This window comes from Caproicibacter sp. (genome assembly GCF_046707225.1).
GTDB lineage: Bacteria > Bacillota > Clostridia > Oscillospirales > Acutalibacteraceae > Caproicibacter.
On the sequence record NZ_JBJKOP010000057.1, the window covers coordinates 1 to 22659 of the forward strand.

A 22659-nucleotide genomic window follows, 5' to 3' on the forward strand; every position below is an offset into this window, starting at 1 on the left:
GAGCGAATCTATACCGCCAATCCGGGCGGCCTCGCTCCCGCTATGTACCCTCAGGCCGCCAGAGGTCTGGCTGCTTAACCAACAGTTTTTGGGTGTTTAGGTTCTGCACCATTCTTGACTTTTCCAGGATGTTTCCCGACAGCATTTCCAATTTAGATTGCAAATATGGACATTAATTCAGCTGGAATTGCTGTAACGAATAAAAATAGGTATGCCGAGAAAAGGTGCTAAGACTGCCGCCTCACTTACCCTAATCAAGAATTTATCAAAAAAGCAGCCGGTAATCCGACTGCTAAAATGATATGAAAAGTGGCATTACAGTGCTTTCCACAGCTCATTGAGCTGTCGTGTATGGTCGGCAGCGACATGTTCCAACGTTGTGACGCGGGCTTTGATTTCTCCCTGCTCTTCCGCGTCAGGCAGTCGGGCAAGAATCTGCGCATGGCCTTCCGCCAGAAGCCGGAGCTGCTTTTCAACGCCGTTTTCCAGAAGGGTCTTAATTTGCCGGACGGTTTCTTCCTGAGCAGCCGCAATCTTCGCGTCCAGTCTTTTATCCATCGCTTCGAACTTGCTGTCCGTATCTGTTTGCATGGCTTCCAGCTTGGAATCCGTAGCTTCCTGCATAGCCTCCAGCTTGGTATCTGTTATCGCACGTTCTTCAATAAACATTTTCTTAATCGCAGCGAGCATTTCTTCGTTCTCCATGTTTATCCCTCCCGTGTGCACTTCATTATAATCTCCCCCTGACAAATAAATCAAGAAGTTGATTGTGCCTTTCATGTTTCACAGCACGAACTGGCATGGATCTTTCTCTTCCCGTCAACAGCCGAGGGGGCTGGCATATACCGAAAAATAAAATATTTGATGAATCTGCCGACTGAATAATTGCATTTATTTTTTGCGATGATATACTGAAAGAAATAAATGAGGGAGGCGTTTGTAATGCCGCGTGGAAAAAAGAAAACCGCGGTGGAATCTTTTAACGAGCAAATTGAAAAGATTGATGCTATGATTTTAACCCACCAGGATAAGCTCAATGAACTCAAAGCTCAGAAGAAAGATCTGCTGGAACAAAAAAAGAAATCTGAGGTTGAAATGCTCTATCAAAAAATTCAGGAAAGCGGAAAGTCTATTGACGAGGTTATCTCGATGTTTGAGCAGGAATAAAAGTGGCCGTCCCGTTTGGGACGGCCACTGCCTGTTATGGCAGCATTCGCTTTTCAGGCGTTTTCCGCGATTTCCCGCCATGTGACTTTAAAAGCAATATGCCACAAAATTAAAATGATCCCAATCGACAGCGCGATGAAGAGATAGATTCCGGGGCTGAAAAACCGCAGCAGCATAAAATGCACGCCCGCAAACGCTCCGCTTAAAGCCATAGAAAGCATCATAAGGCCAAGGTTGCTGCCATTTTGTGTGTATTGAAAATCCGTACAGAAAGGCAGTTCCTTTTTTGAAAATCTGCGAATCAACAGCGTCAAAATTAACGTGTTGAGGAAAATCAAAATAATGTCGGGAATGATTTTGGCCCCATAGATCGCGGTGAACATAAGGCCGGTGAAAAGGAAGACCGGGAAGATATATTTATAGAGAAAGGCCTTGGCGGTACCCTTAAGGATTTCTCCGGGGCTGCCGACAGGCATAGCCCTGTAAATCCAGGAACCCTTGTAACTTTCGCTCGCACCGAGCATTACGATCATAGGCGCGAGCAGCATCGCTGAAAGATACAGAAACAAAAAGTAGTCGCCGCCCTTTATTTGTGCCAGTGCTTGCGCGAACGACTGCCCGCCGCTCAAGAAATTCAATAGGAAGAGGAAAGGGAATATCACTGCAAACGTGATGTTCGGGTAAAGCCTGAGCTTGAGCTTCCGTTCGTTTTTAAGCATCCGCGCCGAAAAAGTGAAAAATACCCTTTCAAGCCTGCTGCGGCAGATGACGTTTGAGACGGTTTGCTGCAGCGAGTGCTTTTTCACCGCATGCCCTCGCTCTGTGCTGCTGTTGAGCTTCTGCAGATTCTTTTCGAAGACGGGCGCCGCGACCTTGAGATAGAGGATGATCGCCGCGACCGAAATGATAATTCCCGTAGCGGTGAGCAGAAAATAATAGAGGTTAAAGTCATGATCCACCAGAAGGCTGAAAGGCGCGGCAAACCACGCCGAGGGCAACAGAAAATTCCACCACCGGGGGGTGAAATGCAAATCTTTGAAATCAAAGAGCCTCCCAATCAGCTGATAACCCACGGTCATAAAGACAGAGAGGGCTATCTGAAAATAATTAATGATGTCCTTGAGCTTCTCGCCGCTGAAGAAATGCAGGATTATAAAATATAAGATCGAGGTAAACAAAATCACGAAGCCGCAGATCAACATCAGCTCAAACAAAAACAGCAGGAAAAACCATACTCCGTAGCGGATAAGGCCCGCTACGAGCGAAATTCCGGACATCGCCATCGTTATGCTCAGCAGGTAGATGACAATATGCACAAGCTTCGCCGCGTTGAGCGTGCGTAAATTTACCGGCCGGGTGAGCAGGATGCTTTTATCCTTCAGATCCAGCAGCACCGAAGAAAAATCCGAAATCATCGTAGTCATGATCATAAACAGCAGCATGCCCAAAACGATGTTCATCTGGAAAAACAGCGGCATCGGCACGATCATCATCAACCCGATAAACAGGCCGATCAGCCCGTAGGCCAGCAGCGATGATCGGTAGGAACTGCTGCCTTCCTCTTCGCTCCGCCTGTTGCCTAAGGCGGTAGGCACCCTGCGGCCGTCCATCACCAGTTTGATCCGGATGATTTTGCGCATCACGGGGTATTCGATCCCGAAGGCTTCGAAAACCGGCCGCAGCCTGTCGAGAAATTTAAGCGACCTGAAATCCTTCATTCTTTCCGTGTCATGGGGCTCGTGCTCATGAATCGTCCTCATCCAGTCACTCCTTCAAAACGGAGATAAACTCACCGGCAATATCCCTGTACTGGTCAAAGCCGGTAAGCTGGTTGAAGATTTCCTCAAGCGAGCCCTCGCTGCACTGCTCCTTAAGCTCGTCGAAGGTGCCGTCAGCCATGATCCGGCCGCCGTTTAAAATGATGATCCTGTCACTGATTTTTTCGACCACCTCCATGATGTGCGAGGAGTAAAAAATCGTCTTTCCCTGCGCGGCGAGTTCCGACAAGACCTCCTTGAACACCATCACGCTGTTGGCGTCGAGCCCGCTCAGGGGTTCATCGAAAAAAAGGATATCCGGGTTGTGCAGAAGGCTCGCGATGATCAAAAGTTTCTGTCTCATACCCTTCGAAAACGAGGATATCCGCGCGCTGTAGCTTTCGCCGATGCTGAACAGCGACATCAGCCGCTTTGCCTTGCCGTCGGCGGCGTCATAATCCATGCCGCACAGCTCGCCGACGAAAGTGAGATATTCCTGCGCGGTGAGACTGTCATAAACATCGGCCGTTTCGGGAACGTAGCCGATCCTCTTTTTATATTCGATGCTGCCGGAAGAGATATCCTCGCCGAAAACCTTCACCTCGCCCTGATACCCATCAAGGATGCCAAGAAGGATTTTGACCGTCGTGCTCTTCCCCGCTCCGTTGGGTCCGATGTAGCCGATAATCTGCCCTCTTTGAATTTCGAGGTTGATTCCCCTAAGTACCTCTTTGTTGCCGTAGCTCATCCTCAGATCCCTGATTGAAACCACGGGTTCGCCTGTCGGGTCCATAGCTTTCACCCCTGCTTTTTCTACGTTGTCAGTACAAAATGATACGAAGTTATAATTCCATTTCAAATTCATTATATCTTATATTCCCTTGGCTTTCAATCATAGATGAAAATAGGTACGGCTGTTGCCGTTTCCGCGTCCCTGAAAGGGCTCCTTATTCCCGGTCTTTCAAGCTGTTTCGCGTTCCCCGAATTGGCATTTACCTGCGTGCTTATCCGGCAGGCGGTACAGCTTTCGGGTGGACGGACCGTTCAAAACGCGCGGGAAACCCCAGTTTATAAAATATGCAAATCAGTTGAAAAGCGTGACAGCGGCCGTCGGATTACGGAATGTCTTTTTCTCGGCATTGTGGTATAATATAATAATAGACAAGTTTATGGATGCCGGGGAGCAAGGTGGGAGTATGGATTTCAAAAAAAATACTGAGGACGGGATAATCGGCCGGAGCGAATGTGACTCCATTGAAATCATTGATTATGATGCTCAAAATTATCGCGCGTATCATCTGAAAACGGCGGATCCGCATAATCTTGCCGGGCTTTCGGTCATTCCGGAGGGCGGCGTGCGATGGATCAATGTGGACGCGCAGTGCGACGACGGTGTATTGCGGACTCTCGGGGACGAGTTTCACATCCATCCGCTGATTATTGATAATATCCCAAACAGGAATCAGCGTCCGAAAATTGAAGAATATAAAAATTTTCTTTATATTGTTGCGAAAATGATCTATTATGCGGGCGATTCTTTGGTTTCGGAGCATATGAATTTTATTCTGGGCGATCGTTATGTCATCACCTTCGGCGAAACAAAGGGGGATGTATTCGGCCGGATTCGCTCCTTTCTTGAGAATGAGAGCGCACATGTGCGGACTTCCGGTCCTGATTATCTGATGTATTTACTGCTGGATGCGATTGTGGACGGTTATTTCGATGTTCTTGAAACTCTGAGCGATAAAATCGACGAACTGGAAGAACAGATCATGGAGAGTAATTCGCAGGAGCATCTGCTGCGAATACGCGATTTTAAAAAAACACTGCTGAGGCTCAACAGGAGCATCTGGCCCCTGCGGGACGTCGCTTCCCTGATGGGAAAAGAATCGACCGAGCTGGTTCGCGCGACAACGGAACCGTATCTTCGCGACGTTTACAATCATATCGTTCAGGCGATCGATACAACGGAAACGTACCGGGAACTGCTTTCCGGTTTGACTGACCTGCACCTTTCCAATACCAGCAATCGCCTGAACGAGATTATGAAGGTCCTGACCATCATCTCCACCATTTTCATTCCTCTTTCTTTTCTCGCCGGAGTTTATGGGATGAATTTCAAATACATGCCGGAGCTGGGGCTTCGATGGGGGTACGGGGCGGTCTGGGCGCTTATGCTTGCAATCGCAGGTGCGATGGTCTACTATTTTAAAAAGAAAAAATGGTTTTAGACTGGCCGGTCCGCAAATTTATTTTAACTTCAAGAATGGCGAAAGGGTTTTCATCATATCATGGACAGGGAATGTCCGCCGCGGTGAGGAAGATAGGCATCACGCGGCGCGGCGGCAAAAAGCGAAAGGATGAATCTATGAAACGCAAGGGTCTCGTCATTGCGACGGTCGGTTTCGTTCTTTTTATTTTTCACAATTCTATGTTTCCTGCTTCCCAGTCAGGCGAACAAAGCCGCTTTGTCACAAATCTCGCCAACAATGCTCTCTCCAGCATGAGAATACCGGCGGCAGTTTCAGAGCATATGATTCGTAAAACCGCCCACTTTGCGGAATATTTTGTTTTCGGGACGCTGATAACAGGGACGCTCCGAGCCTATCGTTCCGCGAAACGGGAATTGCTTTTTGCGGATCTGTTTTTTCTTTTGCTGGTTCCGGTCTTAGATGAGTTCATTCAGAGGTTTGTTCCGGGCAGGGGCAGCAGCGTTTCAGATGTTTTGCTGGATTTCTGCGGGGGGGCGACGGGGATGCTGATTTTCCTTTTTGCCCGGAGACAAGCCAAAAGCTGAAAAAAGACTCGGCACGGTTCGCGAGGATGGTTGATTGTATGGGCTTACTAAAAAATTCACAAATTTTTTCAAAAATTTTTATTGATTTTCCATACAAAACATTTATAATGAAAGATAAAAGGACAAGTTCTGCTGAAACAGGGAACTCTAATTCCGGGCGATGCAATCTGTACTGTAGGGCCCGGAAGGAGGAAATCGATTCAGAAAGTAAATTGAAAACGGGTGAAAAATATGAATGAAGAATTTATCACATTTACAATCGGAAAACAGAAAACAATCGCGCTCATCGCCCACGACGGAAAAAAGAAGGAATTAATCAACTGGTGTGCGGAAAACCAGGAAATTCTCAGAAACCATTTTCTGTGCGGAACGGGAACGACGGCCAGGCTTGTCGCGGAAAGAACCGGCCTTCCGGTCAAAGGGTACAACAGCGGACCTTTGGGGGGTGACCAGCAGATCGGTGCCAAAATAGTGGAAGGCAATATTGATTTTGTGATATTTTTCTCCGATCCGCTTGAAGCGCAGCCGCATGATCCGGATGTGAAGGCTTTGCTTAGGATTGCTCAGGTTTATGACATCCCGATCGCAAACAATAAAGCGACGGCTGATTTCATGATTCATTCCACGCTGATGAATCAGGAATATGATCACCAAGTCATTAATTTTAAGCAAAATGTTATTGATCGGGTTAACGTGAAATTTAATGAAAAATAAGAAAGCGCGGTGAATATGATTACGGTAAAGGTATTGATTGACAGTGTTGAAAAAGTGAAAAAATTCTCCTCGATTCTCTCCAAGGAAAATGTGGAGTGCGAACTGATTGAAGGGGTTCATATTATTGATGCAAAGTCTATCATGGGTATTTTCAGCATCGATTTAAAGAAACCGGTTCAACTGAATATACATTCCGACAACAGAGAAATATTGAATCGGCTTAAGGATTTTATTGTTCCGGAATCCTGAGTGGAAAATCAGCAGGCGGCCATGCGGAAATTTTACCGCATGGCCTTTTTTGCTGCAATTCGCCATTCAAAGGATGGATCATTCTTTATTTTTTAAAAAGATGCCGAATAGAATGGCAGAAACAGGTATAGAATTGATAGTGATATTTAAAATAGAAGGAGGGGGTTCTATGCCGCGAGGCCGCAGAATCGGAACGCAGTCGATTGAAGAGCAAATTACAAAACTTGACAGCGAAGTGGAACGCTATAAACAGAAAATATCTCTTGCCCGGGAAAAGCGAAAGACCCTTTTGTCCAAAAAGGAAAAAGAAGAAATGTCTGAATTATATCAGGCAATTAAAACCAGCGGCAAAACAGCGGGTGATTTTTTAAACACCCTGAATGACCGAACAAAATAGAGGCTGAAAGAAATACTTTTCGGCGAGTGTTTTTTTGCTTGACAAGTAAAAAGGCGGAAGGTAATATATAGTATATAGAATCAAAAATCAATAGAATGTAAGGACGCATTGAAAGTGATTGATTTCAATGCGCCCTTTTCTTTTTTTATTGCAAAACCGTACTGGAAAAGAAAATTCGGCGCGCCGCTCGCCGAAAACAGCGGCGCCGCACAAGGAAGCCTCCGGGTAAGGAGATTCCGGCAAAGCGGTTTACGGGGGTGAACATGGGCAATTATGTGATAACGATTGCGCGGGGATACGGCAGCGGAGGAAAACAGATTGGAATTCAGCTTGCGAAGGAACTGGGAATCTGGCTGGTTGACAAGGAGCTTTTGCAAATGGCTTCCGTCCAGAGCGGAATCAACGAGGAACTGTTTCATCTGGCGGACGAAAAGCTCAGGATGAATATCTTCCGGCTTCTGCAGGCAAGGCAACACATCGGCAACGTCCTTTCGCCGGAACACAGGCTGTTTGTTTCAGACGTAAACCTTTTCAACTATCAGGCCAAAATTTTGCGGCGGCTTGCGGAGTCGGAGTCGTTTGTTGTCATTGGGCGCGCGGCGGACGATATTCTGAAGGATTACCCGAACGTGTTGAGCGTCGGTATTCGCGCGCCGTTTGAAGACTGTGTCGGCTCGATTGAAAACCGCGCGCATCTTGACCGCAGGGCAGCGGAAAAGGATGTGAAAACCACCGATCGTTACCGCGCGGAGTACTATAAGTTCTATACCGGAAAGGACTGGAACGACCCGGTCAATTACGACCTTTGTCTGAACAGCTCCAGAATTGGAAGGGATAAATGCGCCGCGGTGATTAAAAGCTGTCTTCTGGAAAAACTCGGCGTCGGCAAATAACAATACGACATAGAAAACGGCCGGAGCCGCTCCTTTTTTCGGGGAGCGGCTCTTCGCGTGGAACAAAGACGAATCACCCGCCTGTGCGGCGTCCCTGTGCGTTGAAAAGAGCGCTCAGTTGGAATATAATGAATGAAAACGGACCGAGCCCTTTGGGAAGGATATGAATGAATGGAATGGACGATAAAACGGTTTGAAGAATTGACGCTGCAGGAGCTTTACGATATTCTTCGCCTTCGCTGCGAGGTGTTTGTGGTGGAGCAGAGCTGCCCTTATCCGGATGTGGACGGGAGGGACAGGCAATCGTTTCATCTGTTCGGGTGTGACGAGCAAGGAAAAATCTGTGCCTGCCTGCGGATTCTTGACCCCGGGCAGACTTTTCCGGAACGTTCGATCGGCCGGGTGTTGGTCCGCAGGGACTGCCGGGGTTCCGGGCTGGCCCGCGAGATGCTGAATCGCGCCATTCGCTTTGTGAAGGAAACCGGAGGGGGAAATATCCGGATTGAAGCGCAGGCGCACCTGCAGGAATTTTACCGTCAGGTCGGTTTCACGGTCTGTTCGCCGGTCTATCTGGAAGATGGAATCGAACATGTTGAAATGCTGTTTGATGATGCAATTAGTTGATTTTGTCAACTAATTACGCTATAATAGAAATAGAAATGGAAAGGAGAGAGAAACATGAAGGATCAAAAGAACGCCGTTTCGAAAATCAGGAGCTTCAACCGATTCTATACCCAGCTTATGGGTCTGCTCAGCCGGTGCATCCTGAACAGCAGCTTTTCCCTGACAGAAGCAAGAGTGCTGCTTGAAATCAGCCGGATGGACCGCTGCACCGCGAACGAGCTGGGCGCCCGGCTGTCCGTTGACCGCAGCTATATGAGCAGAATCCTGAAACGCTTTGAGCGGGACGAATTGATCTACCGTGAAAAATCGGAGCGGGACAACCGGATTCATTATATCAACCTGACGGAACAGGGAAGCAAAGCGATGCGGGAGCTGAACCGGGCGTCCGACAGCCGCATATCTGAAATGATCCGAAACCTGGATAAGGAAGAACTTCAGGCGGTACTGGATTCAATGTCCGTGATCCGACAAGAGCTTTCCGAAACGGTTTGCCCGGCGGAGATCCGTAAATTCCGCGACAGTGATCTTGATTACGTTCTCTCTCGCCACAAAAGCCTTTATGTGGAGGAATATGGACTGTCCTCCCTGTTTGCCGGGTATGTCGAGCAGATTATCCCCGGCTTTTTTCTGCACTGTGACCGGCGGCGTGAATGCATGTGGATTGCGGAGATATGCGGCAGGCCGGTCGGCAGTATCGCAATCGCGGACGCCGGGAAGGATACGGCACAGCTGCGTTTCTTCCTTCTGGAACCCGGCGCGAGAGGAATGGGCCTTGGAGGAAGGCTGATTGATGGGGCGCTTGAATTCTGCCGCAAGACCGGTTATCGGCATGTATATCTGGAAACGATCAGCAATCTGAAAACCGCGCGGGGGATTTATCAAAGCCGCGGCTTTATTCCGACAGTGACTCATGAAAACCCGGAATGGGGAGAAGGCGTCGTCGAGGAACGCTGGGACCTCGATCTTTCATAATTTCTATCGAATCGGAAACGGCGTCTCCGTGTGAGGCGCAGCTTTAGGGGGAATCCGTATGGGATGTGTCGGCAACGCAATTTGGTTTTTGCTGGGTGGGTGTATCATGTGGCTTAGCTGGCTCGCAGTCGGTATTTTATGGTGCGTCACGGTCGTCGGTGCTCCGATTGGTATTCAATGCTTCAAATTCGCGGAGCTGGCGTTTTTTCCGTTTGAAAAAGAAGTTCGGTACGGCGGCGGAGCGGGTTCCCTGCTTCTGAATCTCCTTTGGCTGTTTTTCGGCGGCTTTGCGCTTGCGGTGGAAGCGACCGTCGTCGGCGCGCTGTTCTGCATTACGGTTGTCGGAATTCCGTTTGGAATGCAGTGCTTTAAAATTGCAAAACTCGCCCTGATGCCGTTTGGTTCGGCCGTTAACTGAAAATTTGCACAAAAGTATTTATAAAAATGTATGTATGTTGCTTTTTCGCGCTTGACTGGGGCAAAAAAATGATTTATCCTAGTAGAACAGTTCTTTAGCCGCCCAACCGCCTGCTCGGGCGGTTTGTGGCCGAGATAAGGTATTTTAAAAAGAGGTACTGAAAATGAACGAATCCGTCTATATCACAGGACATAAAAATCCCGATACGGACTCCATCTGCTCCTCCATTGGCTATGCCGAGCTGAAAAAGAGGCTGGGATTTCAGGCGGTTCCGGTTCGCATCGGCAAAATTAATAAAGAAACGGCATTTGTGCTGGAACGCTTCGGAGTCAAGGAACCGGAATATCTGAAGACCGTGAAAACACAGGTGTCCGATCTGGATCTGGATGTGATTCCGCCCGTTTCGGAGGATATTTCAATTAAAACGGCCTGGAACATCATGCAGAAAAACAATCGGCAGGTTCTTCCCGTGACCGACGATGCGGGAAAGCTGCTTGGAATTATCTCGCTTTCCGACATCACCAACAGCTACATGGCTTCGCAGGGAAATAACGTGCTTTCCAAAAGCCATACGCCGCTTCGCAACGTGACGGAAACCCTGAACGCCCGTCTGGTCTGCGGGAACATTGACGCTGTGTTCCGTTCCGCGGGCAAGGTGGTCATCGCAACTATGGCACCCGACAGTCTGGAACCTTTTGTCGAGAAAAATGACATCGTGCTGGTCGGCAACCGCAAGGACAGTCAGATGAAGGTGCTGAAGGCAGGCGTGAGCTGCCTGATCGCAACCTGCGGCGGGCACGTCGATAAGGATGTGCTGGAACTTGCGGAGCAGAAGGGCTGCATTGTGATGGAAACAAACCACGATACGTTTACCGCTGCCCGGCTGATCAACCAGAGCATTCCCGTGGGATACGTGATGACGAAAAATAATCTGATCTGCTTTAACGTTCATGATTTTATTGATTATATCCGGGACAAAATGCTCCAGACCCGCTTTCGCAGCTATCCTATCGTCGACGACGACGGGACCGTAAAGGGATTTGTATACCGTTACCACCTGATTTCGCCTAGAAAGAAGAAAGTAATCCTGCTGGATCATAACGAAATGTCTCAGACGGTCGACGGGATTGATCAGGCTGAAATCTTGGAAATCATCGACCATCACAGAATCGGAGATATCCAGACCGGTTCGCCGGTTTATTTCAGAAATGACACGGTGGGGAGTACGGCGACGCTGATTGCCAACATGTATGTGGAAAATGGGATCCGTCCGACAAAAGAAATTGCCGGAATCCTATGCGCCGCAATTCTTTCGGATACACTGAACCTGAAATCTCCGACGACGACCTACCTTGACCGCGAGACGGTGTCGCAGCTGGCCGAGATTGCGGGTGTGGACCCCAACCGGTTTGCGGCCGAGATGTTTCAGGCCGGTTCCTCGCTTGCGGATATGAACCCGGATCAGATCCTTTACAATGATTTTAAAGATTATAATCTGAGTCGGTATAAAATCGGCATCGGACAGATCAATGCCGGCGATCCCCAAAATGTGAAGGACCTGAAAGGCAGCCTTTTGGAACATATGAAAAAGGTGCAGCAGGAAAAGGGCTACAGCCTTTTGCTTTTGATGATGACCGACATCGTCAAGGAAAGTTCCCACCTGCTGTATTTCGGCAGGGAGGAAGACCTGATCCGCGACGCCTTTGGCGCGGAACCAAGGGACAACGAGGTCTATCTGGAAGGTGTGGTTTCCCGCAAAAAGCAGGTGGTTCCGCTTTTGACCAACGCCATTCAAAATACCCCGCGGTGATTTTGCAAGACCGACGAAACGAGCACCGTAAACGCTCGCGCACCATGTCCAGAAAGCCGAAGACTTCGCATCGGTCGCAATTTTTGGGAATCGACTGAACAAATAAATTTTGTCAGTCTGCCTTGTTCATTTTTAATAATTTATTCAAATATTATTAAAAATTTATTGACTTTTTTTCAAATACGTGCTATCTTGTAGAAAAGTTCATAACAATTGGTGTGTTACTGATTCATCAGGCATTAACCGGATCATTGATTATCCGTGTTGGTGCCTTTTTATTTATTTAATAGGGTGATTTGGATGGCGGAGGAATATCGGATTTTACGGGTCATGAATAATAATGTCATTCTTGTCGGCAGAAAACCTAAGGGGACGCAGCTTTTCCTCATTGGGAAAGGGCTGGGCTTTAAACGCAAGCCAGGAATGGAAGTTACTTTGAATTCTGCACAGATTGAAAAGTCTTTTCTTGCTTATGACACGAAGGAAAAAAATGATTATCTCACCCTGATTGAAAATCTCGACGACAAGCTGATCGGCCTTTGCTCGGAAATCACTCTGATGGCGGAAAAAAGGATGGGAAAGCTGAATGAAAATTTGCTGATCGTTTTAACAGACCATATTGGCTTTGCGATCGAAAGGATCAAAAAGGGGCTGGCGATCCAAAACCCATTTGTCTATGAAATAAAGAACCTGTATCCCGAAGAATTCGAAATAGGGCTTGAGGCAAGGACTCTGATCAAGGAACAGCTCGGGGTGGAAATCAACGAAGACGAGGTTGCTTTTATTGCGCTGCACCTGGACGCGGCTAAACTAAACACCAAGGCATCGGATTCCCTTAATAAAACGAGAATTGTAAAGCTGATGGTCAGTTTCCTTGAGGAAACCCTTGGGGTTAAATTGGAGAAAAACCTTACATATATCCGGCTGATTACTCATTTTCGTTCCAGCCTGGACCGAGCCGAAAAAAACATCTCGGTCGAAAACCCGCTTCTTCCCACCGTCAAAAAAAGCATGAAAAAGTCCTACGCTCTGGCAAAACAAGCCGGGGAACTCGTGCAGCGGGAAAGCGGTTTTGTTCTTCCGGAAGGCGAACTGGGATACCTGGCCATTCACATCGACCGTATCCGCCGAATTTTAAAAAAGCGCTAATCATAATTTTATGTTACTGTTCAATCAGGCATAAACTGTGCGGGAATGCACCAGTTTATGCCTTTGTTTTTTGTCCATTCGCTTTTAAAAAAAGGGGGGATCCGCAACCAGCCGACATGAAAAGCAAAAATCAAAAAGCAGAAGAAGGAGAATTGTTATGCTGGAGAAAATAAGACGAAAATTGATCGTGTCCTGCCAGGCGCTGGAAAACGAGCCGCTGCACAGTCCTTTCGTTATGGGAAAGATGGCGCTTGCGGCGAAACAGGGGGGTGCCGCCGGCATACGCGCACAGAGCAAAGAGGATATCGACGAGATTGTCAAAGTAACCGGGCTGCCGGTCATTGGAATCATCAAGAGAAATTACAGTGATTCAGAGGTTTATATTACGTCGACAAAAAAGGAGGTGGAGGAGCTTTTCGAGACGAACGCCGCGATGATTGCACTTGACGCCACGCAGCGCGACAGGCCCAATGGAGAAAAGCTGGAAGATCTTCTCCGTTTAATTAAAGCCCGGGGAAGGCTGGCCATGGCGGACTGCTCCACCTATGAGGAGGCTTTCCTCGCACAGGAATTGGGGTTTGACTGTATTTCAACAACGCTGTGCGGTTATACGCCTTACTCGGAAAATCTGCCCGGACCAAATCTGAAACTGATTCAAAAGCTGAGCGGGACTTTGCGCGTTCCCGTTCTGGCGGAGGGGAAAATCAATACGCCCGGCGACCTGAAAGCGGTGTTTGAAGCCGGGGCCTATTCCGCGGTCGTCGGCGGCGCAATCACCCGCCCGCAGAACATCACGGCCAGATTTACAGCCGTACTTGACTAAGAGGGAGGATTGTTTTACATGTTTAGGCAATTACAGAAAATAGGAAAATCATTCATGCTTCCGATCGCGATTCTTCCGGCGGCGGGTTTGCTGCTCGGCATCGGCGGCGCATTCAGCAACCCTGCTACCATTGCGGCATATCCGTTCCTGAATAATTTTGTCGCCCAGGCAATTTTCCAGATTATGAGCAGCGCCGGCAGCGTTGTCTTTAACAATCTGTCGCTTCTTCTGTGCATCGGCCTGTGCATCGGCCTGGCCAGGAGCGACAGAGGCACGGCGGCGCTGGCCGGCCTGGTCGGATATCTGGTTATGACGGCAACGATTTCGGTTATGCTGACGATACTCAATCCGAAGGGCAACGCAATCGATACCGGCGTCATCGGCGCGCTGGTAATGGGAGCAATCGCGGTGACGCTGCACAACCGGTATCACAACATTGAACTGCCTACGATCCTCGGGTTTTTCGGCGGTTCCAGGTTCGTGCCGATCGTCACCTCGTTTGCGGCAATCTTTGCAGGAATGCTGTTCTATGCGATTTGGCCGCCCATTCAGAATCTGCTGACATCCGCCGGTCAGGGAATTGCTTCGATGGGCGTGGTCGGGACGTTCCTCTACGGCTTTTTAATGAGACTGTGCGGGGCTGTCGGCCTTCATCACATGATTTACCCGATGTTCTGGTACACGCAGCTGGGCGGGACGGAGGTTGTTGCGGGCCAGACGGTCGTGGGCGCTCAGAAGATCTTCTTTGCAGAGCTGGCGGACCCGACCCATACCGGTCTGTTTACACACGGCACGCGCTTTTTCGCCGGCCGTTTCGATACCATGATGTTTGGTCTCCCCGCATCCTGCCTTGCCATGTATCACTGTGTGCCAAAGGAAAGAAGAAAAAAGTACGGCGGTTTGTTTCTCGGCGTGGCGCTTACTTCCTTTATCACCGGTATTACGGAGCCGATCGAATACATGTTTCTGTTTGTCAGCCCGCTGCTTTATGTGTTTCACTCTTTTTTGGACGGGGTTTCATTCCTGATTGCGGACCTTCTTAACGTCCGCATCGGCAATACATTTTCCGGGGGATTTATCGATTTCACTCTGTTCGGGATTTTGCAGGGGAACGACAGGACCAACTGGGTATCGGTCGTGATCGTCGGCATTTTCTGGGCGTTGCTGTATTATTTTTCTTTCCGCTTCTTTATTATGAAGTTTAATATTATGACGCCTGGGCGCGGGAGCGACGACGAAGGTTCTGCCGCTGTATCCGTTTCCGATGCGGTCAGCTCGACAAAAACATCCCTTAAGGATAAAGCAGTGGACGTAATTCAGGCTTTTGGCGGAAAAACAAATATTGTGGACATGGACGCCTGCATCACCCGCCTGAGGGCATCCGTCAAGGATTTGGAAAAAGTGGATAAGGAAAAGCTCAAAGCGCTAGGTGCAACCGACGTTTTGGTTATAGGAGACGGGATACAGGCTGTATTCGGAACCAAAGCAGTCATTCTAAAGAATTATATCGTTGACATTTTGGGATTGGAATAGACGGAGTTTTTCTTCCGGCATAAAAAGGTTTTTTCAGCGTGGATTCCATTCCTGCTGAAAAAACCTTCCTTAAGCTTATTCCATTTCAATAGCTTTAAAATATGCCGCATCCTGTATCATACGGTTGAGGGAGCTTTTCAGCGGTCCCTTGGGATGTCCGATCCAGCACTTTTACGATTACGGAGGATCTGTATATGTTAAATTTCATGAGCAAACAAATTGAAATCGCGTCGCCGGTAAGTGGAACCGTCGTGAATCTGGACCAGGTGAACGACGCGGTTTTTTCCGGAAGGTCAGTGGGGGACGGCTGTGCGGTTATACCGGAAGATCCGCTGATTTGCGCGCCGTGCGACGGCAAGATCATCCAGATTATAGAAACAAATCACGCTTTCTGCATTCTGAGCGACGACGGCCTTGAAATTCTGGTGCATATTGGACTGGATACGGTACAATTAAAAGGCGAAGGCTTTTCAAGGCTGAAAGAAGAAGGCGAACAGGTGAAAACGGGCGACCCTGTCATGAAAGTGGATTTTTCATATCTTCGGCAGCGGGGGAAAGAAATCGTTACACCAGTTCTGATCACGAATATGGATCAGGTGGCGTTGATGAAGATTTTTAAAGGAAAAGTCCGTACGGCGGAAAGACTGATAAAAGTTAAAATGAAATAATGCCGGCAGTAGCGTTATGGAATTTCTGTTCTTGACCTGCGGTGCCTTTCAAAGCTGGGGGGGGAAACGGAGTGATACAGATTAAAATCACCGCAAAGAATGGACTGCATGCAAGACCCGCCAGTCTGGTCGCCAGCATCGCGCGCTCCTATCCGGGCAAGATCTATCTTGAAAAGGGCGGCGCCCGGTGCGATGCGAAAAACATTTTGTCGGTCATGGCTCTGGAGCTGACATGCGGGGATGTGGTGATCGTGACTGCATGTGGGGAGCACGGCAGCCTGATGGAAAAGAGAATTGAAGCGGCTATCCGGAATTTCGATCAAACCGAATAGGCACGCTCGACCGACCTTTTGCCGGAGTGCGCGAAAGTCAGCGTCTCATGCCCGAGGATTTTTTAAACCGCAGATGCGAAACGCTTTTCCTCAATCAATTGACTTTGCATTGTAGGGGGAAAAAGGAGCTTGCAGGCTGAATAGCCGCAGAAAAATCGGAATGCGAGAGTTGAAAGCATTCCTGAAGCAACATTCAAGCAGGCGAGTCCTTATGAGAAAGCCGGCGGGTGTCGGCGTTTTTGGCGGGCCCGGCCGGGGACATTCCTATTCCGGAAAGCATCCGCGGTCTGGCTTTTTGACAGAAAGATTTTTCTCCGGACTGTAATTTTCCTCGCCTTTTCGAGGCTTTAGGTTTTCCGGCCAGGATGAAACAGTAAATTTTAAGAAAAAGCCTTGACATTCCAGCCTTAGAATGGTATTATAATTAGGCACTCAAAACGAAACCATACAATTTGGCGGAGTGAGAATGCGTAAATTTATATCGCGGAGTGGAGCAGTCCGGTAGCTCGTCGGGCTCATAACCCGAAGGTCGTAGGTTCAAATCCTGCCTCCGCAACCAAACAAAACCCAGTAGCCATGCGGCTGCTGGGCTTTTTCGTGTTTTCAGCAATACACCCAAAAGGCTGTTTGACGGTAAATTTGACGGTCAAAAGAGTGCGCAAAAATCAAATAAAAAAGATTCTGACGGTAAAGATCAAAAAATTTAGGCAACAAAAATAGCCTTGATTTATTGGTACAACCCTGCCATTAATGCCATTGCTTTTCGTTTTTGCTCATCCAGTGAATGAGCGTACCGGTTTAGCGTTGTGCTTACGTCTGCGTGTCCCAACAACTCACTCAGGGTCTTTATGTCAACGCCGCTTTCAACGGCTCTGGTGGCAAATGTGTGGCGCATCGCGTGAAAATTGGCATTGGCCACCCCTGCAGAGATTAAAAGCCGTTTAAAGACATCTTCCATGGTGCGTGGCTCAATTGGCCGACCAATTTCATTGCAAATGATAAAGCCCCGTTCGTCATAAATATCCCCAGCAGCTACTTTTTCTTTATCACGCTGAGCTTTGTATGCCTTTAAATCGTCAATTAAAAATGAGGGCAAAGGAATATCACGAATAGATTTGTCGCTTTTTGGGATTCCGATAACCAGCTCGGTTTTCCTCTTGCTTTGATCCATGGCTGGTAGACGGTTGAGAGTTCGCCGAATGGAAAGAACGTGAGTCACCTCGTCAATATCCCGCCACTGAAGTCCACATAGTTCGCCCACACGGATTCCTGTGCATAGGCAAATCAGAATACCAATTTTATACCGTTCATCGCTTGCCTTAATTGTAGTCAAAAGTTTCTGCTCTTCTGAAAGGGACAGGACCCGCATTTCCTTTTTTGTTACCTTTGGCAACTTTACAAACTCGACAAAATTTCTATTAATTAAGCTGTTTTCATAGGCCTGCTTTAGCGCGGTGGAAAACATGGTATACATATTTCGCAAAGTTTTTTCGGAAAGGCCGCCTTTGCCATCCAGCCTGCCATGTTCGGCTTTTTCATTGAAAAATTGTTGAAGCAAATCAACACGAAGATCAACCAGCTTTAATTTGCCAATATTGGGAGAGATATGTTTGGTTATGTATAAACGATAATTAATATAAGACGATTGCTTTACTTTGGGACGTGCATATACTTCCAGCCATTGATTGAGCCAACCCTCTAGAGTTAATTTGCTCTTTTCTACATAAGTGCCCGATTTAATCTCATTGATTGCACTGAGCAGTTTTTCTTTGGCTTCTTTTTCTGTTTGTCCATATCGTGATATTTTTCGACGCCGACCGGTTTTAGGATTGATATCATAGTAATATTGTCCTTCCCAGCGGCCGTCTTTCCGATGGTAAATATTGATTCCTTTTTTGGGCATAAGTGCTCTCCTCTCTTGTTGTAATATGTAATATAGTGAAAATAAGTTGGTACATTTGGGACAATCATTCTTCTAAGCTTTTCAACCTAGAAATGTTTGTCCCGATTTTTATCTTTCAATATGGGATTGTCCCGCTAAAAGCTGAGACATAATTTCATCCGCCTTTGTTCTCTGAGCAAGCATCCAGCTGTTAAAACTTGAGACGGAAAGGCTGCCGTCTTTGACGGCTCTTTTTTTAACCCTTGCGTCCATACAAAAAGATTGAAATGCTTTTTCGAATGGCTCATAATTAACAACCTTAGCCTTTTTAAGTTTTTCCAGTTTGTTGTACCAGTACATATAGCTATTTTTATAATCTTTCTCATACGAAATATTTTTCTTAGCTTTGTCATACTTTCTTTTATTTAATCGGCTTTGAGTGCGTCTGCATTTATCGCTGCATAAAGTTGGTATGTTGGCAGTATGAGCCAAAAACAGTTTGTTACAAACTTTGCAGCGCTGAAAATACTGATGAGTGCTGTATATATGCTTGAGTGAATATATCACAACCGGCATTAAATCAGTATCTGCAACAATATATTCTTGAACACCGTTTTCATTGTTATAGAAAAGCTTTGCACTTCCATTCAGAAGCGTATTATCAAAATAGTCTAATGGGGAATCGCTTAAACCACTTTGTCCTTTTTGAATGATACTTTCCAACGATAAACGGACAGGAAGGGTTAAATCCTCTATAAAATTTATAAAAAAGGATATATCATCTGAATTACGCCTTGAATTTTTCGTTCTGATTTTGTATTCCTGCCAGACTCTAAGCGCGAAAAATTTGAAGCTTTCATTATTGGAATTGTAAAGCTGATTCAATGATTCTATGGAATTATTCCAGAATTCTAAATTCTGAGAGGATTCCTCAGTACTTAGTGCAACCCGAATATCACTCATTACTCCGGGAATCGAGTGACAGCAGTCAGCGATAAGTGATCCAATAGGTCTTTTTGTTTCCGACAAAATCCGAGCGGTATTGGAGCCATTCAATGCGGCTCGGATTTCTTGCAATTCTCCGATAAGAATATGTTCTGTTTGCTTTTTGTCGTTGATGCTGAATGCCAATACACACTCTTTTAATTCCGGTACAATTGGATAAATTCGATCCATTCAAATGCCCCCTTAATGTTATGGGAATCACTATTTTTTAGCTAAACTATAATTAAGAATTTCTAAAATAATAACATTAAATGCTGTACAAATCAATATAATTATGATAATTTTTATATAGGTCTTTTTAAATATTTAAAAAGGAGTGCTAACGATGAGGAAAGCAAACAGAAGTATAAACAGTTATGATCAGTTACCTTTAATTCTGACTGTGGAGCATATCAGCCAGATCATGGGTATTAGCAGGGTTGGTGCATATGAGCTTACAAAAACAGATGGGTTTCCTGTTATCCGGGTTGGACGACGGATCACAATCCCCAAAATCGCGTTCATTGAATGGCTGGATGAAAAAGCTCAAAATCGTGGTGAGTAATATGTCGGAGGAAAAAGCCGATAAAAAGGCTAAGACGGATATGGAGATCAAAAAAATGCTTGCTTGTCTGCCGGAGTATGTTTTTGAGGGTGGTCTATTAAAAAGAATTTGTAACAATAAAATCATGCCCTTGGCCGATTTTGTACCTATCCCACTAGAAGAAACTCTCTGTGATGATGGAAGAATAACGGAACGATATTTTACTATCAAAGCACTCAAGCAAAACGGAGAAGTTCTGCCAACAATTCAAGTCAAGGCTTCGGCAATGATATCCATGTCTTGGGTTGAGGATTGTTGGGGATTCAGTGCCAATATAGAGCCTCCCATCCAGAGCAAAAAGGACTACATTCGGCATGTTATATTTACCCTTGGCGCAAAATTTGCGAACAAGCGTACCATATACACCCATACAGGCTGGAGACAAGTGAACGGAAAGTATGCTTATTTATACCACAATGGCGCAATCGGCAGGAAAAATGTTTCGGTAGAACTGGAGGGAAACCTTAAAGCATATGATATGAAGCCTTGTGCGGAACTTTCAGAAGGGATACGGGCTGTTCGAAACCTGTTTCAAGTGGCATCTCCAAACGTGATATATCCGCTCATCTCAATAACTTTCCTGTCACCGCTGAATGAGTTTTTCCGGATTGGCGGATGCGAACCGGCTTTTGTACTTTATCTTTTGGGACGTACACAGACAAAAAAGAGCACGATTGCGGCAATTATGCTATCTTTCTTTGGAAAATTTACGTCGTCAAATTTGCCTTCAAGTTTTAAGGACACAACAAATGCAATTGAAAGAAAATGCTATGCCCTAAAAGATATGTTGACGGTTATTGACGATTTTCACCCTGTAGCCAATTACAGAGAAAAGCAAAATATGGAACAGATCGCTCAATCGCTCGCACGTGGATATGGCGACAGAACCGCAAGAGAACGAATGTCATCCGATATTACGATTCGGCCGGGATATCCCCCAAGGGGAAACGCTATCATAACAGGAGAAGATTTTCCGAATATTGGGCAGAGCGGCAGCGCACGCAATTTTATTATTGAACTGAATCAGAATGATATTCCAAACAGTGAAGCATTGAATCGCGCGCAGGAAGCCGCGTGGAGCGGATCGCTGATTGCATTTATGCGAGAATATATTACATGGCTCATTCCACAGACACCTCAATTACCGGAGCAACTCAGAAAAATGTTTTTTGCTTATAGACAAAAGGCTGCCAGTAGCCATATTTCCGGATATGGAAGAACGGGAGACATCGTTGCTTGGCTGCAAATTGGTTTTGAATTTTTCGTAGTTTTTTTACAAACCGCCGGTGCATTAGATAGAGACACAATGGAGCAGAAAAAAGAAAACGCTTGGAATATCTTTTGTGGACTGTCCAGTACTCAGCTTGAAAAATCAGATGAGGACAAACCAACCGCTTTATTTATAAATACATTAAAAGAGCTGCTTGATACGGGAAAAGTATATGTGAAATCTTTTGCTCGTGAAAATCAAATTCAGGAAGGAAAAGGTACGCACATCGGTTTTATGGATGAAGACTATTTCTATTTTTTGCCTGCCGTTACATATAACGAAATAATAAAATTCTTTGCAGCGCAGAATGAAATATTTCCGCTAACAAAGACACGACTTTTTAAGCAAATGGCTGCTGAAAATTTGATATTTTATGATAAACGGGAAACTGGAAACAGCTATACAATTCAAAAACGAATTGGACAAGAAAAACGTCGTTTTATCGTCATGACTAAAAAACAATTTTAGGAAACTGAAATACTGTCTTTTTGGAGTTAAAATAGATTGGCAAATTACGCTTATCGATAGGCTGCCAGTTTTCCTACTGGCGAGCACTGCAAGTGTGTACACATTTGCTCATTTTAGGGATTTTCCCTAATACCCTCTAAGCCCAAAAAGCAAAGGAGCGGACAAGATAATGAGAAACAGAAACGTTCAAATCAAGTTTTTTCTCTCTCCTGAAGAAGTCCTATTTTTAGAGAAGAAGATGCAAGTCGCTGGAATTAAAAACAAAAGCGCCTATCTCCGCACAATGGCGCTGGATGGATATATTATAAATTTGGATTTCTCGGAACTTAAGGAATTTATCAACGCCTTGAACCGAATCGGGAACAACCTCAACCAGATTGCAAAAGTAGCCAATACCTACGGAGAGGTATCTATGCCGGAAGTCTATGAGTTTGAGGCAGAGGTAAATAAAATATTCGGGAAAATAGATAAAGTAATCCGGCGATGGTTAAATTCGTGACAGGAACAGCGCACTGAGTGAACCTATGTAACTCAGTGCGCTGTTTTCTATCCTAAGCTTCTTTTCACAAAAAGAGACAGCCAAAGCCGGTGAAGCGAAAGGATGGTGGGTCGAGACTCTCCACCGGTTCCGGACTGCCGCAGGGCACAAAAAAACGCTGTACACGGATGTCAATCCATATACAACGCTCAACTAAAACACCTGCGAATCCGCAAGTACCCCCCTGTACAAATGAATGAACAGGCGGTATAATAAGAACCGCAATGTGCCGATGATTCGGTTGCTTATGGAGTGTGCACTCCGTTTGCAGGAAGTAGGTGCTGGTAACACCTGCTTCTGCATTGCACCTTTTATTTGTGCCCTACAGGTAAATTATACCGCGTTCGGCTTTGAAGTCAAGGGCAAATGATAAAAATATGGCAGAAAAAGGAATTCAGGCGTCGGAAAAGTCCGGCGCTTTTTGCTTTTAGGGCTGGTTGTATTGATTAAAATATTTTGTCGATATATAATAAATTATATATCACAGCCTGTCGAAAAAGGTCCAGCGAAAGCTGGGCTTTTTCGTTGTAAAATGGTAAAATGGAGGCAGGTGATGAAAGATGCTGGAACGGGAAAAACTGCGCAGAGACGCAGTGGAATTTGTGAACAC

Annotated in this window: 24 protein-coding genes and 1 tRNA gene; 20 read left to right on the plus strand and 5 right to left on the minus strand. The window is 46.3% G+C overall.

Annotation, left to right across the window (positions count from 1 at the left end):
- Nucleotides 1-315 precede the first annotated feature (315 nt).
- Nucleotides 316-705, minus strand: a complete 390-nt coding sequence (locus tag ACLQ3M_RS15245; RefSeq protein WP_411678558.1) for a hypothetical protein — start codon at nucleotides 703-705, stop codon at nucleotides 316-318.
- Between the two features lie 237 nt (nucleotides 706-942).
- Between ACLQ3M_RS15245 and ACLQ3M_RS15250 the strand changes: the two genes are divergently transcribed.
- A complete protein-coding gene (locus tag ACLQ3M_RS15250; protein ID WP_411678559.1) occupies nucleotides 943-1167 on the plus strand; it encodes a hypothetical protein in 225 nt (74 codons plus the stop codon).
- Nucleotides 1168-1220: 53 nt separating this feature from the next.
- On the opposite strand, the gene ACLQ3M_RS15255 is transcribed toward ACLQ3M_RS15250, so the two are convergent.
- Together ACLQ3M_RS15255 and ACLQ3M_RS15260 are read right to left on the minus strand one after the other, a co-directional pair.
- Complete coding sequence (locus tag ACLQ3M_RS15255; RefSeq protein ID WP_411678560.1) at nucleotides 1221-2927, minus strand: ABC transporter permease; 1707 nt, start codon at nucleotides 2925-2927, stop codon at nucleotides 1221-1223.
- Nucleotides 2928-2931: 4 nt separating this feature from the next.
- Nucleotides 2932-3717 (minus strand): ABC transporter ATP-binding protein, encoded by a 786-nt coding sequence (locus ACLQ3M_RS15260; RefSeq protein ID WP_411678561.1) that lies wholly within the window; start codon nucleotides 3715-3717, stop codon nucleotides 2932-2934.
- Nucleotides 3718-4120: 403 nt separating this feature from the next.
- On the opposite strand from ACLQ3M_RS15260, the gene corA reads away from it, so the two are divergent.
- The 16 genes from corA to ACLQ3M_RS15340 all read left to right on the plus strand — a co-directional run bounded on the left by corA (nucleotide 4121) and on the right by ACLQ3M_RS15340 (nucleotide 16862).
- The gene (gene corA, locus ACLQ3M_RS15265; RefSeq protein WP_411678562.1) at nucleotides 4121-5155 is read left to right on the plus strand and encodes a magnesium/cobalt transporter CorA; all 1035 of its coding nucleotides are present in this window, start codon (nucleotides 4121-4123) and stop codon (nucleotides 5153-5155) included.
- Between the two features lie 137 nt (nucleotides 5156-5292).
- Entirely contained in the window at nucleotides 5293-5721 is a 429-nt protein-coding gene (locus ACLQ3M_RS15270; RefSeq protein WP_411678563.1) for a VanZ family protein, read from the plus strand.
- A 231-nt stretch (nucleotides 5722-5952) separates the two neighbouring features.
- Entirely contained in the window at nucleotides 5953-6435 is a 483-nt protein-coding gene (locus tag ACLQ3M_RS15275; RefSeq protein ID WP_411678564.1) for a methylglyoxal synthase, read from the plus strand.
- A gap of 15 nt (nucleotides 6436-6450) precedes the next feature.
- Entirely contained in the window at nucleotides 6451-6684 is a 234-nt protein-coding gene (locus tag ACLQ3M_RS15280; protein WP_411678565.1) for an HPr family phosphocarrier protein, read from the plus strand.
- Nucleotides 6685-6757: 73 nt separating this feature from the next.
- Nucleotides 6758-7081: a hypothetical protein gene (locus tag ACLQ3M_RS15285; RefSeq protein WP_411678566.1), complete on the plus strand. Its 324-nt coding sequence runs from the start codon at nucleotides 6758-6760 to the stop codon at nucleotides 7079-7081.
- A 263-nt stretch (nucleotides 7082-7344) separates the two neighbouring features.
- The gene (locus tag ACLQ3M_RS15290; RefSeq protein WP_411678567.1) at nucleotides 7345-7974 is read left to right on the plus strand and encodes an AAA family ATPase; all 630 of its coding nucleotides are present in this window, start codon (nucleotides 7345-7347) and stop codon (nucleotides 7972-7974) included.
- 171 nt (nucleotides 7975-8145) lie between these two features.
- Complete coding sequence (locus tag ACLQ3M_RS15295; protein WP_411678568.1) at nucleotides 8146-8598, plus strand: GNAT family N-acetyltransferase; 453 nt, start codon at nucleotides 8146-8148, stop codon at nucleotides 8596-8598.
- A gap of 54 nt (nucleotides 8599-8652) precedes the next feature.
- Nucleotides 8653-9570 (plus strand): GNAT family N-acetyltransferase, encoded by a 918-nt coding sequence (locus ACLQ3M_RS15300; protein WP_411678569.1) that lies wholly within the window; start codon nucleotides 8653-8655, stop codon nucleotides 9568-9570.
- A gap of 58 nt (nucleotides 9571-9628) precedes the next feature.
- Nucleotides 9629-9988 (plus strand): YccF domain-containing protein, encoded by a 360-nt coding sequence (locus ACLQ3M_RS15305; RefSeq protein ID WP_411678570.1) that lies wholly within the window; start codon nucleotides 9629-9631, stop codon nucleotides 9986-9988.
- A 163-nt stretch (nucleotides 9989-10151) separates the two neighbouring features.
- Entirely contained in the window at nucleotides 10152-11798 is a 1647-nt protein-coding gene (locus ACLQ3M_RS15310; RefSeq protein ID WP_411678571.1) for a putative manganese-dependent inorganic diphosphatase, read from the plus strand.
- Between the two features lie 300 nt (nucleotides 11799-12098).
- Nucleotides 12099-12947: a PRD domain-containing protein gene (locus ACLQ3M_RS15315; protein ID WP_411678572.1), complete on the plus strand. Its 849-nt coding sequence runs from the start codon at nucleotides 12099-12101 to the stop codon at nucleotides 12945-12947.
- Between the two features lie 157 nt (nucleotides 12948-13104).
- Complete coding sequence (locus ACLQ3M_RS15320) at nucleotides 13105-13770, plus strand: N-acetylmannosamine-6-phosphate 2-epimerase (protein ID WP_411678573.1); 666 nt, start codon at nucleotides 13105-13107, stop codon at nucleotides 13768-13770.
- A gap of 18 nt (nucleotides 13771-13788) precedes the next feature.
- Complete coding sequence (locus ACLQ3M_RS15325; protein WP_411678574.1) at nucleotides 13789-15303, plus strand: PTS transporter subunit EIIC; 1515 nt, start codon at nucleotides 13789-13791, stop codon at nucleotides 15301-15303.
- A 194-nt stretch (nucleotides 15304-15497) separates the two neighbouring features.
- Nucleotides 15498-15971: a PTS glucose transporter subunit IIA gene (locus ACLQ3M_RS15330; protein ID WP_411678575.1), complete on the plus strand. Its 474-nt coding sequence runs from the start codon at nucleotides 15498-15500 to the stop codon at nucleotides 15969-15971.
- A gap of 71 nt (nucleotides 15972-16042) precedes the next feature.
- Nucleotides 16043-16303, plus strand: coding sequence for an HPr family phosphocarrier protein (locus ACLQ3M_RS15335; RefSeq protein WP_411678576.1), 261 nt, complete (start codon nucleotides 16043-16045; stop codon nucleotides 16301-16303).
- 482 nt (nucleotides 16304-16785) lie between these two features.
- Nucleotides 16786-16862 (plus strand) — tRNA-Met (locus ACLQ3M_RS15340).
- Between the two features lie 168 nt (nucleotides 16863-17030).
- Here the strand turns inward: ACLQ3M_RS15340 and ACLQ3M_RS15345 are convergent.
- Together ACLQ3M_RS15345 and ACLQ3M_RS15350 are read right to left on the minus strand one after the other, a co-directional pair.
- The gene (locus ACLQ3M_RS15345) at nucleotides 17031-18206 is read right to left on the minus strand and encodes a tyrosine-type recombinase/integrase (RefSeq protein ID WP_411678577.1); all 1176 of its coding nucleotides are present in this window, start codon (nucleotides 18204-18206) and stop codon (nucleotides 17031-17033) included.
- 108 nt (nucleotides 18207-18314) lie between these two features.
- Entirely contained in the window at nucleotides 18315-19361 is a 1047-nt protein-coding gene (locus ACLQ3M_RS15350) for a hypothetical protein (RefSeq protein ID WP_411678578.1), read from the minus strand.
- Nucleotides 19362-19515: 154 nt separating this feature from the next.
- On the opposite strand from ACLQ3M_RS15350, the gene ACLQ3M_RS15355 reads away from it, so the two are divergent.
- From ACLQ3M_RS15355 to ACLQ3M_RS15365, 3 genes are all read left to right on the plus strand, one after another.
- Complete coding sequence (locus tag ACLQ3M_RS15355) at nucleotides 19516-19734, plus strand: helix-turn-helix domain-containing protein (protein WP_411678579.1); 219 nt, start codon at nucleotides 19516-19518, stop codon at nucleotides 19732-19734.
- Nucleotides 19706-21511: a DUF927 domain-containing protein gene (locus tag ACLQ3M_RS15360; RefSeq protein ID WP_411678580.1), complete on the plus strand. Its 1806-nt coding sequence runs from the start codon at nucleotides 19706-19708 to the stop codon at nucleotides 21509-21511. The genes ACLQ3M_RS15355 and ACLQ3M_RS15360 overlap by 29 nt, the downstream gene beginning before the upstream one ends.
- A 169-nt stretch (nucleotides 21512-21680) precedes the next feature.
- A complete protein-coding gene (locus ACLQ3M_RS15365) occupies nucleotides 21681-22010 on the plus strand; it encodes a plasmid mobilization protein (protein ID WP_411678581.1) in 330 nt (109 codons plus the stop codon).
- Nucleotides 22011-22659: the final 649 nt, after the last annotated feature.

Coding starts and splice junctions, on each gene's coding strand:
- ACLQ3M_RS15245 (WP_411678558.1), bottom strand. CDS start 705: ATGGAGAACGAAGAAATGCTCGCTGCGATTAAGAAAATGTTTATTGAA.
- ACLQ3M_RS15250 (WP_411678559.1), top strand. CDS start 943: ATGCCGCGTGGAAAAAAGAAAACCGCGGTGGAATCTTTTAACGAGCAA.
- ACLQ3M_RS15255 (WP_411678560.1), bottom strand. CDS start 2,927: ATGAGGACGATTCATGAGCACGAGCCCCATGACACGGAAAGAATGAAG.
- ACLQ3M_RS15260 (WP_411678561.1), bottom strand. CDS start 3,717: ATGGACCCGACAGGCGAACCCGTGGTTTCAATCAGGGATCTGAGGATG.
- corA (WP_411678562.1), top strand. CDS start 4,121: ATGGATTTCAAAAAAAATACTGAGGACGGGATAATCGGCCGGAGCGAA.
- ACLQ3M_RS15270 (WP_411678563.1), top strand. CDS start 5,293: ATGAAACGCAAGGGTCTCGTCATTGCGACGGTCGGTTTCGTTCTTTTT.
- ACLQ3M_RS15275 (WP_411678564.1), top strand. CDS start 5,953: ATGAATGAAGAATTTATCACATTTACAATCGGAAAACAGAAAACAATC.
- ACLQ3M_RS15280 (WP_411678565.1), top strand. CDS start 6,451: ATGATTACGGTAAAGGTATTGATTGACAGTGTTGAAAAAGTGAAAAAA.
- ACLQ3M_RS15285 (WP_411678566.1), top strand. CDS start 6,758: ATGGATCATTCTTTATTTTTTAAAAAGATGCCGAATAGAATGGCAGAA.
- ACLQ3M_RS15290 (WP_411678567.1), top strand. CDS start 7,345: ATGGGCAATTATGTGATAACGATTGCGCGGGGATACGGCAGCGGAGGA.
- ACLQ3M_RS15295 (WP_411678568.1), top strand. CDS start 8,146: ATGGAATGGACGATAAAACGGTTTGAAGAATTGACGCTGCAGGAGCTT.
- ACLQ3M_RS15300 (WP_411678569.1), top strand. CDS start 8,653: ATGAAGGATCAAAAGAACGCCGTTTCGAAAATCAGGAGCTTCAACCGA.
- ACLQ3M_RS15305 (WP_411678570.1), top strand. CDS start 9,629: ATGGGATGTGTCGGCAACGCAATTTGGTTTTTGCTGGGTGGGTGTATC.
- ACLQ3M_RS15310 (WP_411678571.1), top strand. CDS start 10,152: ATGAACGAATCCGTCTATATCACAGGACATAAAAATCCCGATACGGAC.
- ACLQ3M_RS15315 (WP_411678572.1), top strand. CDS start 12,099: ATGGCGGAGGAATATCGGATTTTACGGGTCATGAATAATAATGTCATT.
- ACLQ3M_RS15320 (WP_411678573.1), top strand. CDS start 13,105: ATGCTGGAGAAAATAAGACGAAAATTGATCGTGTCCTGCCAGGCGCTG.
- ACLQ3M_RS15325 (WP_411678574.1), top strand. CDS start 13,789: ATGTTTAGGCAATTACAGAAAATAGGAAAATCATTCATGCTTCCGATC.
- ACLQ3M_RS15330 (WP_411678575.1), top strand. CDS start 15,498: ATGTTAAATTTCATGAGCAAACAAATTGAAATCGCGTCGCCGGTAAGT.
- ACLQ3M_RS15345 (WP_411678577.1), bottom strand. CDS start 18,206: ATGCCCAAAAAAGGAATCAATATTTACCATCGGAAAGACGGCCGCTGG.
- ACLQ3M_RS15350 (WP_411678578.1), bottom strand. CDS start 19,361: ATGGATCGAATTTATCCAATTGTACCGGAATTAAAAGAGTGTGTATTG.
- ACLQ3M_RS15355 (WP_411678579.1), top strand. CDS start 19,516: ATGAGGAAAGCAAACAGAAGTATAAACAGTTATGATCAGTTACCTTTA.
- ACLQ3M_RS15360 (WP_411678580.1), top strand. CDS start 19,706: ATGAAAAAGCTCAAAATCGTGGTGAGTAATATGTCGGAGGAAAAAGCC.
- ACLQ3M_RS15365 (WP_411678581.1), top strand. CDS start 21,681: ATGAGAAACAGAAACGTTCAAATCAAGTTTTTTCTCTCTCCTGAAGAA.